The sequence below is a fragment of the Halobacillus sp. 12SKB genome (assembly GCF_052941655.1).
Window position 1 is genome coordinate 2,281,292 of record NZ_JBRFWR010000001.1, and the last position, 19,473, is coordinate 2,300,764.

The 19,473-nt window shown below is 42.4% G+C and carries 17 protein-coding genes; 16 read left to right on the forward strand and 1 reads right to left on the reverse strand.

Going from position 1 to position 19,473, the window contains the following annotated elements; translation table 11 throughout:
* The first annotated feature begins 687 nt into the window (after nt 1-687).
* The 7 genes from ACQ4XT_RS10960 (at nt 688) to uvrC (ending at nt 8,133) form a co-directional block, all read left to right on the forward strand.
* Entirely contained in the window at nt 688-2,391 is a 1,704-nt protein-coding gene (locus ACQ4XT_RS10960) for a long-chain-fatty-acid--CoA ligase (RefSeq protein ID WP_446853708.1), read from the forward strand.
* Between the two features lie 101 nt (nt 2,392-2,492).
* On the forward strand, nt 2,493-3,083 hold the full coding sequence (gene fadR / locus ACQ4XT_RS10965) for a fatty acid metabolism transcriptional regulator FadR (RefSeq protein WP_115822610.1): 591 nt from the start codon (nt 2,493-2,495) through the stop codon (nt 3,081-3,083).
* 16 nt (nt 3,084-3,099) lie between these two features.
* Nucleotides 3,100-3,873: an enoyl-CoA hydratase gene (locus ACQ4XT_RS10970; RefSeq protein ID WP_446853709.1), complete on the forward strand. Its 774-nt coding sequence runs from the start codon at nt 3,100-3,102 to the stop codon at nt 3,871-3,873.
* Nucleotides 3,874-3,891: 18 nt separating this feature from the next.
* Nucleotides 3,892-4,665 carry an electron transfer flavoprotein subunit beta/FixA family protein gene (locus ACQ4XT_RS10975; RefSeq protein WP_089652716.1) on the forward strand — a complete coding sequence of 258 codons (774 nt, stop codon included), beginning with the start codon at nt 3,892-3,894 and terminating at the stop codon, nt 4,663-4,665.
* A 25-nt stretch (nt 4,666-4,690) separates the two neighbouring features.
* Nucleotides 4,691-5,671, forward strand: a complete 981-nt coding sequence (locus ACQ4XT_RS10980; protein ID WP_446853710.1) for an electron transfer flavoprotein subunit alpha/FixB family protein — start codon at nt 4,691-4,693, stop codon at nt 5,669-5,671.
* Between the two features lie 133 nt (nt 5,672-5,804).
* Nucleotides 5,805-6,119 carry a thioredoxin gene (trxA, locus tag ACQ4XT_RS10985; protein WP_226591341.1) on the forward strand — a complete coding sequence of 105 codons (315 nt, stop codon included), beginning with the start codon at nt 5,805-5,807 and terminating at the stop codon, nt 6,117-6,119.
* A 214-nt stretch (nt 6,120-6,333) separates the two neighbouring features.
* The gene (uvrC, locus tag ACQ4XT_RS10990; RefSeq protein ID WP_446853711.1) at nt 6,334-8,133 is read left to right on the forward strand and encodes an excinuclease ABC subunit UvrC; all 1,800 of its coding nucleotides are present in this window, start codon (nt 6,334-6,336) and stop codon (nt 8,131-8,133) included.
* A 23-nt stretch (nt 8,134-8,156) separates the two neighbouring features.
* On the opposite strand, the gene ACQ4XT_RS10995 is transcribed toward uvrC, so the two are convergent.
* Nucleotides 8,157-8,591 (reverse strand): YslB family protein, encoded by a 435-nt coding sequence (locus ACQ4XT_RS10995; RefSeq protein ID WP_446853712.1) that lies wholly within the window; start codon nt 8,589-8,591, stop codon nt 8,157-8,159.
* A gap of 291 nt (nt 8,592-8,882) precedes the next feature.
* On the opposite strand from ACQ4XT_RS10995, the gene ACQ4XT_RS11000 reads away from it, so the two are divergent.
* The 9 genes from ACQ4XT_RS11000 to racE all read left to right on the forward strand — a co-directional run bounded on the left by ACQ4XT_RS11000 (nt 8,883) and on the right by racE (nt 19,348).
* The gene (locus ACQ4XT_RS11000) at nt 8,883-9,503 is read left to right on the forward strand and encodes a succinate dehydrogenase cytochrome b558 subunit (RefSeq protein WP_089652712.1); all 621 of its coding nucleotides are present in this window, start codon (nt 8,883-8,885) and stop codon (nt 9,501-9,503) included.
* Nucleotides 9,504-9,565: 62 nt separating this feature from the next.
* Entirely contained in the window at nt 9,566-11,317 is a 1,752-nt protein-coding gene (sdhA, locus tag ACQ4XT_RS11005) for a succinate dehydrogenase flavoprotein subunit (RefSeq protein WP_446853713.1), read from the forward strand.
* Nucleotides 11,318-11,331: 14 nt separating this feature from the next.
* Nucleotides 11,332-12,096 (forward strand): succinate dehydrogenase iron-sulfur subunit, encoded by a 765-nt coding sequence (gene sdhB / locus ACQ4XT_RS11010; protein WP_446853714.1) that lies wholly within the window; start codon nt 11,332-11,334, stop codon nt 12,094-12,096.
* 654 nt (nt 12,097-12,750) lie between these two features.
* Nucleotides 12,751-13,863, forward strand: a complete 1,113-nt coding sequence (locus tag ACQ4XT_RS11015; RefSeq protein ID WP_446852965.1) for an IS110 family RNA-guided transposase — start codon at nt 12,751-12,753, stop codon at nt 13,861-13,863.
* Between the two features lie 711 nt (nt 13,864-14,574).
* Nucleotides 14,575-16,899 carry a sensor histidine kinase gene (locus ACQ4XT_RS11020; RefSeq protein ID WP_446853715.1) on the forward strand — a complete coding sequence of 775 codons (2,325 nt, stop codon included), beginning with the start codon at nt 14,575-14,577 and terminating at the stop codon, nt 16,897-16,899.
* Complete coding sequence (locus ACQ4XT_RS11025) at nt 16,896-17,546, forward strand: response regulator transcription factor (RefSeq protein WP_446853716.1); 651 nt, start codon at nt 16,896-16,898, stop codon at nt 17,544-17,546. Before ACQ4XT_RS11020 ends, ACQ4XT_RS11025 begins: the two co-directional genes overlap by 4 nt.
* A 94-nt stretch (nt 17,547-17,640) precedes the next feature.
* Entirely contained in the window at nt 17,641-17,865 is a 225-nt protein-coding gene (locus ACQ4XT_RS11030) for a helix-turn-helix domain-containing protein (RefSeq protein ID WP_008635211.1), read from the forward strand.
* Nucleotides 17,866-18,067: 202 nt separating this feature from the next.
* A complete protein-coding gene (locus tag ACQ4XT_RS11035) occupies nt 18,068-18,505 on the forward strand; it encodes a MarR family winged helix-turn-helix transcriptional regulator (protein ID WP_446855657.1) in 438 nt (145 codons plus the stop codon).
* Nucleotides 18,506-18,526: 21 nt separating this feature from the next.
* Nucleotides 18,527-19,348 (forward strand): glutamate racemase, encoded by an 822-nt coding sequence (gene racE / locus ACQ4XT_RS11040; protein ID WP_446853717.1) that lies wholly within the window; start codon nt 18,527-18,529, stop codon nt 19,346-19,348.
* Nucleotides 19,349-19,473 lie beyond the last annotated feature (125 nt).

Below are 19,473 nucleotides of genomic sequence, written 5' to 3' on the forward strand. Positions count from 1 at the left end.
TAGTTATTACACTATATGGCAGGATTGTGTAAGACTCAGTTTCGAGACTTTTTTTGAGTGGATGGGGCTGCGGGGAATAGCTCGCTTTCCGCGGGAGCGCGGTGAGCCTCCTCGGACTGCGTCCTGTGGGGTCTCACCCTGCACTTTTTTCCCGCAGGAGTCTCGCCATTCCCCTCCGCCCCTTTACCTTGGAAGATTCTCGAAACGACTACTGGAAAAATTACCTGGTATAGTAGAGGGAAATGGATGATATCAACTCTTCCCAGTGGGCATGTAAAACCGTAAACGCTTGGTACAGAGAGCTTTATGCCTGCTTAAGCTGGACGAGTGGGAGCTCTGCTTCTGGGTACTGGGGTTCGTTTTTCGTTACATGAGATGGGGGGGGTGGGAAGCTGCGAGACTCCCGTGGGAGAAAGGAGATAGGCGAGATCCCACAGGGCTTTAGCCCGAGGAAGCTCGCCACTCCCCCACAGGAAAGCGAGTAGCTTCCCAGCCACCCCTGACGCTCAACCCCAGCAACGAACCCTGAAACATCTCGAAACTGAGTCTTCAAGAAAAGGGAGCTTATGTGCAAGAAAGGGTTTGATTTTTAAGGGTAATATTTTCAATTTTTTAAATAATAATTCAAATATAAGCCTTTAGTCGTTATAATAGGAGAGAAGACAATTATTAGGGAGGTCTGTCAAAATGAGTGATTTTCAACGTCCATGGCACAAGTTGTACCCACCAGAAGTCCCTGTCACCATTGATTACAAAGAGCAACCACTCCATGATTACCTTAAAGAAAGTGCTGAAGTTTACGGAGAAAAGAAAGCGCTTTATTTTATGGGCAAGGAGTTGGATTATAAAGAAATCTATGACCAGGCCCAAGCATTAGCAAGCTATTTACAGGACCTTGGGTTAGAAAAAGGCGATCGTGTTTCTATCATGTTGCCGAACTGTCCTCAATCCGTCATCTCCTATTATGGAGTCCTTATGGCTGGAGGAATCGTAGTGCAGACGAACCCTCTTTATATGGAAAGGGAATTGGAGTATCAAATGAATGATTCAGGAGCCAAAATGATCATTTGTCTTGATATCCTTTATCCAAAGGCAGCCAATATCAAACCTGATACCCCTCTTGAACATATCATCGTGACAGGTATTAAAGATTACCTTCCTTTCCCTAAAAATAAAATTTATCCTTTTATTCAAAAACGTCAGTATCAAGTGCTCGTTAAACCGGAACAATCTACGGACACCCATCTTTGGGCCCATATCTTGAAAAACGCGAGCGGTAATGTTGAAGAGGTAGAGATTGACCCTAAAGAAGATCTTGCTTTATTACAATACACCGGAGGAACGACCGGATTTCCAAAAGGTGTGATGCTTACTCATTATAATCTGATTGTGAATACGCAGATGTCGAAGAAATGGTTGTACAAATGCAAAGATGGTGAAGAAACCGTTCTCGCTATTTTACCGTTCTTCCATGTATATGGAATGACTTCGGTTATGAACCTGTCTGTTATGATGGGGAACAAAATGATTCTCATGCCAAAGTTTGAACCCGAAGATGTTTTGAAAGTAATTGAAAAACAAAAGCCTACATTATTCCCTGGAGCACCTACTATTTATATTGCCTTATTGAACCATCCGAACTTGAAAAAATATGACCTTTCATCTATTGAAGCGTGTATCAGTGGTTCGGCGCCATTGCCGGTCGAAGTACAAGAACGCTTCGAGGCAGTGACTGGTGGACGGCTTGTGGAAGGGTATGGGTTGACCGAAACCTCCCCAGTGACCCATTCCAACCTTGTATGGGGACAGCGCATGAGTGGAAGTATTGGTGTGCCATGGCCGGATACCGACGCTAAGATCTACAAGATGGATGCTGATGAAGAGGCTGAGAATGGGGAAATCGGAGAAATCGTCGTAAAGGGTCCTCAAGTGATGAGGGGTTACTGGAACAGACCAGAAGAAACAGCCCAAGTTCTCAGTGAAGATGGTTGGTTCCGAACAGGAGATATGGGGTATATGGACGATGCTGGGTACTTTTATATCGTCGACCGCAAAAAAGATATGATTATTGCAGGCGGGTATAACATCTATCCTCGAGAGGTAGAGGAAGTCCTTTATGAGCATTCTGAGATTCAAGAAGCTGTCGTTGTAGGAGTTCCTGATCCTTATCGCGGGGAAACCGTAAAAGCCTTCATCGTTAAAAAACAGGGAAGCGAAATTACAGAAGATGAACTGAATGAATATTGTCGTAAAAACATCGCTTCTTATAAAGTCCCAAGGTTGTATGAATTCAGAGATGAGCTGCCAAAAACAGCGGTCGGTAAAATCTTAAGGAGGACTTTAATCGATGAAGAAAAACGTAAGTATGAGGAATCTGAGAGTATTCAGTAATCTTAAAAAAGAAAGTTGACAGAATATTTCTTTGCTTGTAGAATAATAAGTGAATGATGATTCATTCATTTTTCAGTTCGCAATAGCAAGGAGATATACCATTGAAGAAAAATAAACCGAAATTCAAACAAATCATTGATGCAGCTGTCGAAGTCATTGCTGAAAATGGCTACCACTCTTCCCAGGTTTCCAAGATAGCAAAAAAAGCGGGAGTGGCAGATGGAACCATCTATCTTTATTTTAAAAACAAGGAAGATATCCTTGTATCATTGTTTCAAGAAAAAATGGGGCAGTTCATAGAAAAAATTGAGCAGGAAACAACCTCTAAGCAGTCAGCAGAACAAAAACTATTGACTTTAATTCAAACACATTTTGAACAGCTGGCTGCCGATCATCACCTGGCGATTGTGACACAACTAGAATTGCGCCAATCCAATAAAGAGTTGAGGCAGAAAATCAACCATGTATTGAAGCGCTATTTAAATGTCATTGATCAAATCGTTGAAGAAGGTGTCGAGGAGGAGTTGTTCCGTAGTGGCCTGGATCGCCGTCTTGTACGTCAAATGATTTTTGGGACGATGGATGAGACGGTGACAAACTGGGTTATGAAAGAGCAACGGTATAACATAGAAGAACAGGCCAAAGAAGTCCATAGCTTAATTGTAAATGGATTAGCCCGACATGATAAGTGAGAAAGGTGATGATGTTTTGTCGACTTTAACTTCACAAGTAAAAGGGAATGTAGCAGAAATCACGATTCAGAGCCCGCCTGCAAACGCACTCTCCAGTTCCATCCTTCAGGATCTTTCCAAGGAATTGGATCAGATTGAAAGCAATCCTTCCGTAAAAGTCATCCTTCTTAAAGGGGAAGGACGCTTTTTCTCTGCAGGAGCAGATATCAAAGAATTTACATCTCTCCAAGGAGCGGATGATTATAAGGGGTTGGCAGCTAAGGGCCAGCAATTGTTTAGCAGAATTGAAAATTTCCACATCCCCGTGATTGCTGCTATTCATGGAGCAGCACTCGGTGGTGGCCTTGAGCTAGCCATGTCCTGTCACATCCGCTATGTAGCAGATGATGCAAAGTTAGGATTGCCTGAATTGAACCTTGGAATTATCCCCGGCTTTGCAGGGACTCAAAGGTTACCAAGGTACGTCGGCACAGCGAAAGCTTATGAAATGATTTTGACAGGTGTGCCGATTAGTGGTGAAGAAGCTGCCCGATTAGGTCTAGCTAATCAAAGTTTCTCAAGTGAGGAACTTTTTGAGAAAGCAGAACAACTGGCCCAAACGATTTCAGAGAAAAGCGGGCCGACCATTCATCACGTCATGAAGTTGATTCCGTTTGCCCATACTTCTCAATTTGAAGCAGGGAACCATGCGGAAGCGGATGCCTTTGGAGAGGTGTTTGGGAATGAAGATGCTAAAGAAGGTATCCAAGCATTCATTGAAAAAAGAAAACCAGCATTTAAAAATCAATAGTCCAGGAGGTATATAAACATGAATATTTACGTTTTGTTGAAAAGAACGTTCGACACAGAGGAAAAAATCTCTGTAAGTAATGGAGTGATTGCTGATGATGGGGCAGAGTACATCATCAACCCATACGATGAGTATGCGGTGGAAGAAGCGATTAATCTGCGTGACGAGCACGGCGGTGAAGTTACAGTCGTGACCATTGGAGAAGAGGAAGCAGAGAAACAGCTGCGGACAGCTCTGGCTATGGGAGCAGATAAAGCGGTTCTTATTAACACAGAAGATGATCTTGAAGAAGGTGACCAGTTTACAACGGTTAAAATTCTTGAAGCATTCTTTGAAGATAAAGAAGTCGACATTATTCTTGGGGGTAATGTAGCCATTGATGAAGCAAGTGGTCAAGTAGGTCCCCGTCTTGCCGAACGTCTGGATATGCCATGTGTGACGACAATCACGGATATCAAAATTGATGGCACAACCGTAAACATTGAGCGGGATGTCGAAGGGGATGTCGAAAAGGTAGAAACGACACTTCCTGTGTTGGTTACATGTCAACAAGGTTTGAATGAACCGAGATATCCATCTTTGCCAGGGATCATGAAAGCGAAGAAAAAGCCGCTTGATGAGCTTGAAATCGATGATCTCGATCTGGATGAGGATGACGTAGAACCAAAAACAAAAACGACTGAAATTTTCCTTCCACCTGAAAAAGAAGCAGGTAAAGTCCTCGAAGGAGAAGTCGATGACCAGGTGAAAGAACTTGTATCATTATTAAAAACAGAAGCGAAAGTACTGTAAATAGACAAGGGAAAGGAGAATCTTTATGAGTAAAAAAGTGTTGGTAATCGGGGAAGCTAGAGAAGGATCTCTTCGTAATGTTACATTTGAAGCCATTGCAGCAGCGAATATCGTCAGTGATGGGGGAGAAGTCGTTGGTGTCCTTTGTGGAGATGGCGATTTAAATGAAATGGGCCAGGAGATGGTTTACTATGGAGCTTCCAAAGTAATCACTGTTTCAAACCCAGATTTGAAAACGTATACATCTGATGGTTATGGTCAAGCGGTCTATCAAGTGATCCAGGATGAATCACCAGAAGGAATTATCATGGGTCACACAGCAATTGGTAAGGATTTGACTCCGAAACTGGCCAGTAAGCTGGAATCCGGACTTATCTCAGACGCTACTGAGGTAGTGGCTGAGGGTGGAGATATTGTTTTCACACGTCCGATCTACTCCGGAAAAGCTTTTGAAAAGAAAGTGGTTACAGAGGGATTGGTATTTGCGACCATTCGTCCAAATAACATTCCAGCCCTTACAAGAGATGAATCGTTAACAGGAAGCGTATCCGAAAAAGATGTAGAGATTTCAAATATCCGTACGATTATAAAGGATGTGCTTCGCAAGTCTTCGGATGGTGTCGATCTTTCGGAAGCGAAAGTGATCGTCGCCGGTGGGCGTGGCGTGAAGAGCGCGGAAGGTTTTGAACCACTTGAGAAACTTGCCGAAGTTCTTGGTGGTACAGTTGGCGCCTCACGTGGAGCTTGTGATGCTGGCTACTGTGACTACTCTTTGCAAATTGGGCAGACAGGTAAGGTTGTAACACCCGACTTGTACATTGCATGTGGTATTTCTGGGGCTATTCAACACTTAGCTGGAATGTCGAACTCGAAAGTCATTGTGGCAATTAACAAAGATCCGGAAGCGAACATCTTCAATGTTGCGGATTACGGAATTGTCGGTGATTTGTTTGATGTTGTTCCTAAATTAATTGAAGAAATTAAAGAAATGAAAGTGAACGCCTAACCATAAAGCCGAAGCCAAATATTTGGCTTCGGCTTTATTCCATGTTTAAATAAGGTATAAACAAATTGTTAGTCACTAAAAATAGATAGTGATATACTCTTAACAGACTATTAGGTCGAGGAGGAATTATAGAATGTCAATTGTAAAAGCAACTGATCAAAACTTTACAGAAGAAACAAGTCAAGGTCTTGTCCTAGCTGACTTCTGGGCACCATGGTGTGGACCTTGTAAGATGATCGCACCCGTATTAGAAGAATTGGATGCGGAAATGAGCGATCAAGTGAAAATTGTCAAGCTTGATGTTGACGAAAACCAAGAAACAGCAGGAAAGTTCGGTGTCATGAGTATCCCGACACTGCTTCTATTCAAAGATGGTCAAGTGGTTGATCAGGTGATCGGCTTCCAACCGAAAGAAGCCCTGGCTGAACTGATTCAAAAACATTCTTAATGAATGAACTTACTAGGAAAGCCGCGTTGCCAAGCAGCGCGGCTTTCCTCATCTTTACAGGATGTTCTCAGGTTCAAGATCTTAAGCAGCTTTTTGCGTCAAGTGAATGACTCGAGACGTTGCTTAAGTTGGTCCAGACGCATTGAACCTGCATACTTGTTCCATAGTTGTGGTATTTTCAATATATATTCAACAAGTCATGGAGTGAACTTATATGAACTCAACAATTAAAGAAAAACTGGCTGTACTACCTGACCAGCCTGGCTGTTATTTAATGAAAGATAAAAATGACACAGTCATTTATGTAGGAAAGTCTAAAGTGTTGAAAAATCGAGTCCGCTCCTATTTTACCGGAGCGAATGATGGTAAAACGCAAAGACTTGTCCGTGAAATCGTCAACTTTGAATATATCGTGACGACTTCAGAGATTGAAGCTTTAATTTTGGAAATGAATTTAATAAAAAAATACGATCCCAAATACAACGTATTACTAAAAGACGATAAAACATATCCTTATTTGAAGGTAACAGCAGAGAGACATCCCCGGCTGATTGTCACAAGAAACGTGAAGAAAGATAAAGGGAAGTATTTCGGCCCCTATCCAAACGTCATTGCTGCGCGGGAAACGAAGAAGCTTCTGGATCGATTGTACCCGTTACGAAAATGTAATACCATGCCTGACCGTGTTTGTCTTTACTACCACATGCATCAGTGTCTTGGTCCATGCGAGTATAAGGTCTCTAAAAAAACGAATGAGGAAATTGTTCAAAATATAACGTCCTTTCTAAATGGTGGCCATACGGAAATAAAGAAAGATTTGAAAAAGCGAATGCTTGAAGCATCAGAAGAGCTTGATTTTGAACGGGCGAAAGAGTTGAGAGATCAAATTGAACACATTGAGTCTGTCATGGAACAGCAGAAGATGACGATGAATGATCAAGTAGATAGAGACATATTCGGTTATTCCTATGACAAAGGATGGATGTGTGTTCAGGTCTTTTTCGTCCGACAGGGCAAACTCATCGAACGGGATGTTACGCTCTTTCCATTTTTCGACGACCCAGAAGAAACTTTCATCAGTTATATCGGACGCTTCTACCTGCATCAAAACCATCCATATCCTAAACAGGTTCTCGTGCCGGTCGCGACCGACGTGGATGTCTTGGAGGGAGCATTAGACACAAAAGTTCTTATCCCTATGCGTGGTCGGAAAAAAGAATTGGTGGAGCTTGCCATGAAAAATGCCAAAATATCTCTGGAAGAAAAATTCGCCTTAATCGAGCGGGATGAGGAGCGGACCATCAAAGCCGTGGAATCACTTGGCGATCATCTCCATATTGAAACGCCACATCGGATCGAAGCTTTTGATAACTCAAATATACAAGGAGCAGATCCCGTCTCTGCGATGGTTGTTTTCATAGATGGAAAACCTCAGAAGAAAGAGTACAGGAAATACAAGATTAGGGATGTAGAGGGTCCGGATGATTATGAAACCATGAGAGAAGTAATTCGAAGAAGGTACAAGCGGGTGTTAAAAGAAGATCTGCCTTTGCCTGATTTAATTGTCGTCGATGGCGGGAAAGGTCAAATGACAGCCGCACTTGATGTCCTCGAAAATGAGCTGGGTGTTGATGTTCCATTATGCGGCTTAGCTAAAGACGATAAACACAAAACCAGTGAATTATTATACGGAGATCCACCAACTCCTATCGACCTTGATCGGCAGTCGCAAGAATTTTATCTAGTCCAGAGAATTCAAGATGAGGTACACAGATTCGCTATTTCCTTTCACCGTCAGCTTCGAGGCAAGGGTGCCATCCAATCTGAACTGGATCGTATCCCAGGGGTTGGACAGAAACGTAGACGGTTATTGTTGAGACACTTCAAGTCTGTGACGGAAATTAAGAATGCAGACATTGAAGATATCACAAAGTTAGGTGTTCCTGAACCTGTAGCTAACACGATTCTTATCCATCTCAACCAGGATAACGTAGAAGAACCAGCTGAAGAATAACAGCTGGTTCTTTCTTTCTTCATTTATCCTTTTAGTGCTTTAATCTCAACAAAGTTTTCTTTGTGGTTTTTCTCTTCAAAACATTCATATGTATGATCACTAATTTGGGAAATGATTTCAGCCATGAACCCACATTCCATGCGGAAATCGACTACGAACATCTTCTGGTTCAGCCGCTTCTCTATCATATGGCCACTCAAATTAAAAATCATTTCTTTTCTTTTTTCTTTGACTAAGACAAGTTCCCCCCAGCCCATGTACTGGAAAAACTCATAGAGGTCGTCCAGGGTACTGATCTCTGCCTGTCTAGCCATGTTCTTCCCCATATAATAAAGGAGGTAGGGGGCATCTTTCCCTAAGAAATCGGGGAGGGTGTAATAACGCATCAGATCAAAGCCTGCGCCTGTCCCTACAAGCGATGAAATGTTGCCGGTTGTTAGCTTCGTAGATTCTTTCAAAACGCTCAGTCCTTTCTCTCCTTATTATCACTCGAAACGAGATTCGGTGCAATAAAAATCGTCCCTTTTCATCGAAAGGAAATAAATGTGTATTTTCGAGCAAATTATGAACGTGCTTTCTTGACGCTCATACGGGATAGAAGTACAATAAACATGTCACAAATTGTACATTGGTCAGACAAGTTAGAAGGGAAGAGGGGCTTTTCCCATTATTTTTAACGTTTAATTAAAGCGCTTAACTGTCTGAAAAATGTTCATATTCAAACTGTTATCATCTTGAGGGGGGTAAATATGGCGGGAACACGCGGATACGTTAATCGAAGACTGCATTCACTTTTGGGAGTCGTCCCAATCGGGATCTTTTTGATCCAACACTTAACTGTGAACTATTTTGCAACACGTGGACCAGAAGCATTTAACGCTGCAGCTCATTTTATGGAGAGCTTGCCATATCGTTATGTACTGGAGACATTTATTATCTTTTTACCACTGTTGTTTCACTCTATTTACGGGGTGTATATAGCTTTCACAGCAAAAAGTAATTTATCCAACTTCGGTTATTTTAGGAACTGGATGTTCATCTTCCAACGAATCACTGGAATCATCACACTCATATTCATCGCATGGCATGTATGGGAAACGAGAATTGCTATTGGTTTCGGTTGGGCAGAATTGAACTATTCCTTGATGGAAGGCATCCTTACTGAACCGTTCTTCTTTTGGTTCTACATAGTAGGGGTCATTTCAACGACTTTCCACTTTTCTAATGGTCTTTGGTCGTTCTTTGTCAGCTGGGGAATCACCGTATCACCTCGCTCACAGAAGATTATGACCTATGCAAGCATCATCATTTTCCTTGCGATTTCTTATGTTGGTGTACGAACACTGATTCAATTCGCATATGGCATATAAACAATGAAAATTTCAATCAAGAAACGGTAGATTTTTAGTATTCAAGGGAGTGAGCTTCAATCATGACAAACCGTAATATTGTTGTTGTCGGTGGTGGTTTAGCCGGCCTAATGGCAACAATTAAAGCAGCAGAACAAGGGGTTCACGTGGACTTGCTTTCCATTGTTCCTGTTAAGCGTTCTCACTCTGTATGTGCCCAAGGTGGAATAAATGGGGCAGTTAATACGAAAGGGGAAGGCGATTCCCCATGGGAACACTTTGACGATACAGTTTATGGGGGCGATTTCTTAGCGAACCAGCCTCCAGTAAAAGCAATGTGTGATGCAGCACCGGGAATTATTCACTTGCTGGATCGTATGGGCGTTATGTTCAACCGTACTCCGGAGGGACTGCTTGATTTCCGTCGTTTTGGTGGAACACAACACCACCGTACAGCATTTGCCGGAGCAACGACTGGACAACAGCTTCTTTACGCTCTGGATGAGCAAGTGCGTCGCCACGAAGTGAATGGTCTAGTAACAAAATATGAAAACTGGGAATTCCTATCCGCAATCGTCGATGACAATGGTGTAGGCCGAGGCATTATTGGTCAGAACCTTAGTGACCACGAAATTAAAGCTTTCCCAGCTGATGCTGTTATTATGGCAACAGGCGGACCTGGAATCATTTTCGGTAAATCAACCAACTCTGTCATCAACACGGGATCTGCAGCAGGTGCCCTTTATCAGCAGGGGGTAGATTACGCAAATGGTGAATTTATACAAATTCACCCTACAGCGATACCTGGGGATGACAAACTGCGTCTCATGAGTGAATCCGCTCGTGGTGAAGGTGGACGCGTATGGACATATAAAGATGGGGAGCCTTGGTACTTCTTAGAAGAAAAATATCCGGCTTATGGAAACCTCGTTCCACGTGACATTGCGACCCGGGAAATCTTTGATGTTTGTGTCAATCAAAAGCTGGGAATCAATGGTGAAAACATGGTATATCTTGATCTTTCCCATAAAGATCCGAAGGAATTGGACGTCAAGCTTGGCGGAATCATTGAAATCTATGAAAAATTCGTAGGGGATGATCCGCGTAAAGTACCGATGAAGATATTCCCTGCGGTCCACTACTCTATGGGTGGAATGTGGGTTGATTATGACCAGATGACCAATATCCCAGGGATTTTTGCTGCCGGAGAATGTGATTATACTCAACACGGCGGGAACAGACTTGGGGCCAATTCGCTTCTTTCTTCCATTTTTGGTGGAATGGTAGCTGGACCAAATGCTGTTAAATATATTGATGGATTAGAAACATTGGCGGATGATATGACATCCAAGCTGTTCGAAGAGAAAGTAAAAGAAGAACAGGATAAATTCGAGAAAATTATGAATATGGATGGCGATGAAAATGCTTACCAAATTCATAAAGAGCTTGGAGAATGGATGACTGACAACGTAACCGTTGTTCGGGAAAACGAAAAGCTTCTCAAAACAGATGAAAAAATCGTGGAATTGATGGATCGTTACAAACGAATCAACATCAATGACACTTCCCGCTGGAGCAACCAGGGAGCGATGTTTACGCGTCAGCTTTGGAACATGCTTCAATTGGCTCGCGTTATTACTCAAGGTGCTTACAATCGTAATGAAAGCCGTGGCGCACACTATAAGCCTGAGTTTCCTGAACGTAATGACGAAGAGTGGCTGAAGACAACGGTTGCTAGCTTTGATAAAGAAAACAATAAGCCGGTATTCCGTTATGACGAAGTCGATACATCCTTAATCGAGCCTCGTAAACGTGATTACTCGAAAAGTAAATAAAGGAGGTAACGATCATGAGCGAAAATAAAACGATCACGATGATCATTACTCGTCAGGATCATCCTGATGAATCATCTTATGAAGAGAAATTCAAGATTCCGTATCGTGAAAATATGAACGTCATCTCTGCGCTTATGGAAATTCGTCGTAACCCTGTCAATGCAGATGGTGAACCGACGACTCCTGTTTATTGGGATATGGGTTGTCTCGAAGAAGTGTGTGGCGCTTGTTCCATGGTGATCAACGGAACACCTCGTCAGTCCTGTACAGCGCTTGTCGACCAACTCGAACAGCCAATTCGTCTGGCTCCTATGACGACATTCCCAGTCAACCGTGACTTGGCTGTTGACCGTAGCCGCATGTTCGATTCATTGAAGAAAGTAAAAGCCTGGATTCCCATTGATGGAACATACGATCTTGGCCCAGGACCTAAGATGCCGGAAAGTAAACGTCAGTGGGCTTATGAGTTATCCAAGTGTATGACATGTGGAGTATGCCTGGAAGCTTGCCCGAACGTCAACAGTAAGTCCGACTTCATCGGACCTGCACCATTGTCTCAAGTTCGTCTATTCAACTCTCATCCTACAGGGGAAATGAATAAGAGCGAACGTTTGCAGACTATTATGGATGAAGAAGGACTTATGGGTTGCGGGAACGCGCAAAACTGTGTTCAAGCGTGTCCAAAAGGAATTCCATTAACGACTTCCATTGCTGCACTTAACCGTGACACAGCTATTGAATCTTTCAAAAGCTTCTTCGGAAGTGACCAACGCGTCTAATATTCTACTAAAGAAGCCTCCATTCTATATGGAGGCTTCTTTTTTTGTCATAAACCTATCTCTTCCACAAACGCTCCCTTTTCTTGAAGACTCAGTTTCGAGACGATTGTGTGGTTCTGGGGGCTCCGGGAAAAGGTTCGCTTTCCATGGGGCGGGCGGTGAGCCTCCTCAGGCTACGCCTTCCGGGGTCTCACCTGTCCCACTCGTCCCATAGGAGTCTCACCGTTTCCCTCCGCTCCTCTATCAATTAAGAATCTCGAAACCACTTCTGTTTATCCTACTTAAGGAAGCGCAGGAATATATACTTGTCAAGCCAGCATTCTGATCCTGAAAGTTCGATATAGAGATTTTTTCAACTAAAGATCCGCGGTTTTGGAAGTTGTTCTACCCTGTATGTGGATTCCACTTCTCACAACCATACAAGTTGATTTTCCAGAAGTGGTTTCGAGAATCTTCCATGGTAAAGGGGCGGAGGGGAATGGCGAGACTCCTGCGGGAAAAAAAGTGCAGGGTGAGACCCCACAGGACGCAGTCCGAGTTATCATGAACGAAACTAGCCCCTTACTCGTAAAATCGTAGGTTGAGTTGGGTAGACTGTTTACTGTTAAAAACACTACCTAAATCAGAGCTACATTACGGAAGGAGCTAGTTACTATGAAGGATACCATTAAATACGTAGGTTTAGACGTATCAAAAGAAAAAATTGCTGTTGCTATTGCGGAGGAAGGTAGAGAGAATCCGAGGTATTTTGGAGTTATTCCTCACACCCCAGTAGGAATAAGAAACTTAGTGAAAAAACTCGGAGATCCCTCCACCTTGCGTTTCTGCTATGAGGCTGGACCTACTGGATACCCATTGTACAGGCAGTTTCTTGCCTTAGGACTTCATTGTGAGGTTATTGCTCCGTCTCTAATACCCCAAAGGCCAGGGGAACGTATTAAAACCGATCGACGAGATTCCATCCGCCTCGCTCAATTATACCGAGCTGGTGAGTTAACTTCGATTTATGTTCCTACCCACGAAGACGAAGCTCTTCGTGATCTTGTGAGAGCTCGCGAAGATGCGAAAGAAGACGAGTTAAGGGCTAAACACCGTTTGACCAAGTTCTTACTTCGCCATTCCATTCAACCACCTAGCGGAGTAAACGCATGGACAAAGAAATATCGGGAATGGCTAAATGCGCTTAAGCTTGAAAATTCTTTATTACGTTGCGTCTTTCAAGAATATTACCACCATCTTCAAGAAATTGAACAGCGTATTAAACGCTTTGAAGAAGAAATTCATATCCAAGCGGCGGAAGGCATTCATGCACCTACGATTCAAGCTCTCCAATCCTTAAGGGGAATAGCTCAGATTACGGCTGTAAGTCTTGTCGCTGAGATTGGTTCCTTTAAACGCTTTTCAACCGCTAAACATTTCATGGGGTATGTAGGGTTGATTCCGAGCGAATCGTCGAGTGGGGAAAGTCGTAAACAAGGAAGTATCACGAAAACAGGAAATCGTCATGTGAGGCGTTTATTGATTGAGTCTTCTTGGAGTTATCGACACCAACCGGCTGTAAAAGGAGATTTGAAAAAACGACAAAAAGGACAGCCGGCCAATATTCTGTCGATCTCTTGGAAAGCCCAACACAGACTTCACAATAAATACTTTCGTTTATTATCTAGAGGAAAAGAACAGGGGAAAACAATCACCGCCGTAGCCAGAGAATTGGCAGGATTTATTTGGGCTGTGACTCAAGAATTAGATGAAGAAATCTGCCATTAAGCACTGAGATATAAAAAGATGAAACGTAAGTCTCTTACCCATAGATTTATGAGATTAGGGCTCGAAGGCAAAGAAGAACACCGGAAAGGAAAACCCACGTGCCTCCTTTGTGCTATATCTACTCAGATTAACGCACGTTCCGAGTTAGTGGAAACGTCCTTTATACGGAAAGATAAAATGTGAAAACCCACGAATATCAGAATGCTAACCGCAGCTGAGTTTTTGCCTTCGTGCCGTGCCCTCATCGTCTAACGAAAAGGAGGAAAGTATCTTCTTAAGCTTGAAAATAGAGTCTCATCCCTTGGAGTGACAGTCAAGGAAAGCACTTGACAGCCACTCCAAGGGATGAGAAGGAATCAGTAAGCTAAAGAAGGACCCACTGTGTCTTATCAAGACAAAAATCCACCATTGATAAAGAAGCTAAAAACAGCTTCTCTTCTTTAAAGCGTCTTATTTTAATCCAACGATAAATGTAGTAGGGGTATCTTGACAGTTTCGTTCATATCAGGAGGCTCACCGCGCTCCCGCGGAAAGCGAGTTATTCCCCGCAGCCCCATCCACTCAACTAAAGTCTCGATATCGCGTCTTCAATAATCCTGCCATATAGCTGAATAACCATAGTCTTTTGACTGGGCAAAAGACTATGGGTTGTAGGCTGTAAGTTCCATAGTATAATAGACATGGTTGAATAATGTACGAAGGTGGATTTATATGCTTAATTTCAAATGGTCACAGTGGCTGGTCCTATCCTTTTTCGTCCTATCTGCTTGCTATATGATCGTATTATCGGTCACACAGCCATACCTTGGAATCGACGTGAAAGAAAGAGAAGGAGAATGGGTGGTGACCTCTATCCATAGTGGAAGTTGGGGAGACCGTCACAATGTTCCTCTAGGAGGCAAAGTCAATTCAGTAAATGATACTCCCCCCGAGGACCATCGTTCTATTTCGATGTTCAATGAATTGGAGGGGGCTCACTCATTTTCAATACAACATAATGGACAAGAAATTGTCTACAATGATATAGAAAATTCAAGTCCGATTCATTGGTTATTGTATATTGTCCTGCCTGTTCTTTTCTTTTTAGTTATTCTTGGAATATCCTATCTGGTCCATAAGCGGGTCCCGAAAAGGTATTCAGCGGAACAGTTAATTCTGTTTTTCCTGGCGATTGCTACTGGATATTTAAGTAATGGCGGGGCAGTAAGGGATGATTTTTATGGCTTGTTTTTAAACACAGGGTTATTTTTGTTTGCGCCTGTGATTTTAATTCACTTCTTATTTAATTATTTCCAGGAACTGAATTTGTATTGGTTTTCTAAAAGAATCGTTCACCTGTTATACGTTACTGTAGGGGTTGTTTCGTTACTTGAAGGATACTTTCTTATCAGTGAATCTTACCCAGCATTTTTTGAACCGGTTCCAGGCGGTTTGCTTTTGGTTTTGTATATTATTTCTTTCTATATCATTTACCGGGGACTGTTCATCCACAAAGATACAGCGGTCGGACCTATTTTCAAATATATGTCTATAGGAGTGTCGGTTGCGTTCTTTCCTTACATTTTTCTTTATTTGATTCCAGCCTTGGCTTTTGGGGTGAAGGTGATTTCACTTGAGGTTGGAGCTATGTTTCTTATCGCTTTACCCATTACTTTTATGTATCTGGTAACGAGGGAAAGATTGATTGATATTGATTTTGTCATAACACGTGTGCGGTATTACATGATTCTGTCTGTGATCCCGAGTTTAGCTCTTATGTTTACAATTGGCTGGATTGTTGAGGAAGATTTATACGTTGTTAGTTACATTCAGATGTTTTTGTTGTTCCAATCTTCTTTAGTTATATTTTTATCCGTTAAAGAAGTATTGGATTTCAAGCTACAGCGTTATTTGTTTTCCGCTCGTTACGGTTATCAGGAGAGCATGCACCGGATGGCTCAGGATATGAAGGACCAGTCCAACGCGGTGGACTTGATGAAGGTCATGCGTGATGAAGTGAAAAATGTACTGAATGTTCGAGATATCTACATTTATTCCAAGCATAATAAACGAAATATGTATTGTGTGTATGACCAGATTCCTGAGGACATTATCGATCATTTTGATGATCACCTGAATAGCCACCATTATGATATCGGGTCTGTGATTGAAACCGAGAAAGGGTTTGGAGTTATTGTAGGCTACTCGTTAGAAAAGCTGACCATGATGTGGTGTGAAGGGAAAAAAGATTATACAAACCTGAATCGTGATGAGAAGACCTATTTGCAAACCATCTCTCATAATGCAAATATCGCCATTCAAAACATGAACACGATTGAAGATTTATTAAAAGAACTTCGTAAGTTACGGAGCGACCAAACACAAAAATATCCAACCTGGCTATCAAGGTTATTGTTCACGATTGCTGAAAATCAAAGAAAACAACTTTCCATTGATTTGCATGACACTGTGTTGCAAGAGCAACTGTATCTTTATAGAAAGATGGATGACTTGATCAGGCATAGAAATGATTTAACTCCAAGCTTGCATGCGGAGTTGATGGTTTATAAAGAATCTCTTCTTGACAGTATTCACTTGATTCGCGAGACGTGTAATGAGTTGCGCCCGGCATTTATTGAGGAAATGGGACTCGTGCAATCATTAAAAAATCTGATTCATCAATATCAGCTTCGTTCGAACTTTACGGTTTATTTTACGGATGAACGCTTTGATGCTGAATTAGATCAGGAGCGGATCTTAGCTATTTTCAGAGTCGTTCAAGAACTTTTGACAAATGCCATGAAGCACTCAGATGCCAAAATTGTCAAACTATCATTATCCAGCCGGGAGAATCACGTCATGCTTTTATATTCCGATAATGGAAAAGGCATGGACTATTCCGTTCAACGTGATTTGTTCTCACATATTGGTTTGTCAGGTATTGAACAACGGGTCAATGGTCTTAATGGACACCTGGAAATAGAAACCGCACCAGGCGAAGGCTTTAAGACGATCATTACGTTTCCGATCGAAGTAAAAAGGGAGGTCCAAGTATGATGAATGTGTTAATTGTTGATGATCACCCTGCAGTAGGGGCAGGTACGAAATCAATGCTCGAGCAAGAGGGGGATATGCAAGTAGATGTCACTCACGAAAATACCAGTGTAGAACCTCTCTTAAGAGAAAAAAACTACGATGTCGCTTTATTAGATTTATATATGCCTGGAATGAACGGAATTGAATTGGCGAAGAAAATACGAAAGTCCTATCCGGATCTAAAGCTCCTTATTTATACAGGGTTTGACTTAAACACCCACTTTAATATGCTAGTGGAAGCGGACATTAATGGTTTTGTCAGCAAAACGGCAACTAGTGACCAACTGGTAACTGCGATTCGTTGTGCTTGCAGAGACGAGGTGGTCATTCCTTTGCATTTATTTAAACAATTGAGAAGGTCAGAGGCTAGTGTTAGCACAACATCTGAAACAGAAAAAGGCCATGGTTTTTCTTTGAATGAAAAAGAACAATCCATTTTACAGGAGGTAGCGTCGGGTTTTACGAACAGAGAAATTGCCCAAACCCTTCACATGTCGCAGCGAAGTGTGGAATACACATTGACCGGCATTTTTAACAAACTGAATGTTAGATCCCGTACAGAGGCCCTCTTCAAAGCTCAAGAACTCGGGCTTGTGTCTAAATCGTGAAAGCGTAGCACAGGGCGACCTCCCTGTTCATACGATACAGAGACTAAATAATTCCCCTCATATAAGCTCAGGGACAACAAGGAGGGGTACGCTTGTGAAGGAGGACGGCTATCGGCCAACACAAATTCTTACCAAGCGGGAGCGAGAAGTTTTCGAGCTTCTAGTACAGGATAAGACGACACGTGAGATCGCAAAAGAGCTCTTCATTTCAGAGAAAACTGTGCGGAATCACATCTCGAACGCAATGCAAAAGCTAGGGGTGAAAGGACGTTCTCAGGCAGTGGTAGAACTGCTGCGAATGGGAGAACTGGAACTGTGATCTCCATAGAACAGCAAACCATTGCTTTTGAGATGGAGGGGGTCCTTTCAGGTAAGGTCGCGTTTAACGCAGCCATACCTGAAAGGGTTTTTCTTATAAAGAGAAGTTAGACCTTGAATTTTTCTGCTCAAACCATGAGAATGGGATTTATAAAGTATTTTCGTTAGGAGTGCTGAATGTGACCAAATCACAACAGACGTCCATGATGGCTGATGTAGAAAAAGAGTTGAGATACATAGCCGGGATTATTAAACAAAGAGGACGAGTTATCTTAAATCATTATCCAATTACAGCTCCACAATTCGTTGCTCTCCAGTGGCTTTTAGAAAAAGGAGACATGACAATTGGAGAGCTCTCAAACTATATCCACCTTGCTTGCAGCACAACGACAGACCTTGTAGATCGTATGGAAAAGAACGAGCTTGTAGAGAGAGTTCGCGATCCTAAAGACCGTCGAGTTGTTCGTATTCATGTCTTGGATAAGGGAGAGAAGATCATCCATGAGGTGATTGAGAAACGACAGCATTATCTTGAAGAAGTCTTGAAGGGCGTACCTGATGAGGACGTAAAAACACTCAACCGCTTACTTCACGTTCTTCATGAAAACATGAAAGAGACAGACAAGGAATCAGACAACTAAGATATAAAAGAGGGATGCGAATTGAAACAACCGATAGGAGTTATAGATTCTGGCGTGGGCGGTTTAACGGTGGCAAGAGAATTGATGCGCCAATTACCCAAAGAGACTTTCCTCTATCTAGGTGACACAAAAAGGTGTCCATATGGTCCCCGCTCTGAGGAAGAAGTTCGGGCATTCACTTGGCAAATGGTCAATTTCTTACTGGAGAAAAACATCAAGATGCTGGTGATTGCCTGCAATACAGCCACGGCCTATACGCTAACAGAACTTCAAGATACGCTGGATATTCCTGTGATTGGTGTCATTGAACCCGGCGCCCGGGCAGCGATTAAATTCAGTCGTAATAAACGTATTGGAGTAATCGGTACGGAAGGAACAATCGAAAGCAAAGCGTATCCAAATGCACTTGTGGCCATTGACCAAAACATCCGCGTCAATGGCCTTGCATGCCCTCCTTTTGTACCAATGGTAGAAGACGGAATTCTATCCGGCCCGGAAGCCGAAGGAATCGTTTCCAATACCCTACAACCTTTGAAAAAGATGAATCATATTGACACCCTTATTTTAGGTTGCACCCATTATCCGTTGATTAAGGAGCTGGTGCAAAAAGAGATGGGAAATCATATACAAGTGATTAGTTCTGGTGAAGAAACAGCAAGGGAAGCAAGTTTAATCCTTGCATACCATAAGTTGTTAGTGAAAGGTAACTCTTCCCCTGTTCATGAATTTTATACGACGGGAGATCTCGAAAAGTTCCGCTTGGTTGCAAATAGCTGGTTTGACGAACCCGTCCAGGTTCTTAAATCCGTACAGATTGAACATGTTCCGAGCTCTGCTTACTAAAGCAGAGTTTTTTTATTTGAAAGGGCTGTGGAACTCTTTTAAATCATTGTCTCATTTTCATTCATAAAATCTTCTGGTCTAATCCTCCAAGGGGCTCGTATATATGGTAGTACAATCTATCTCAG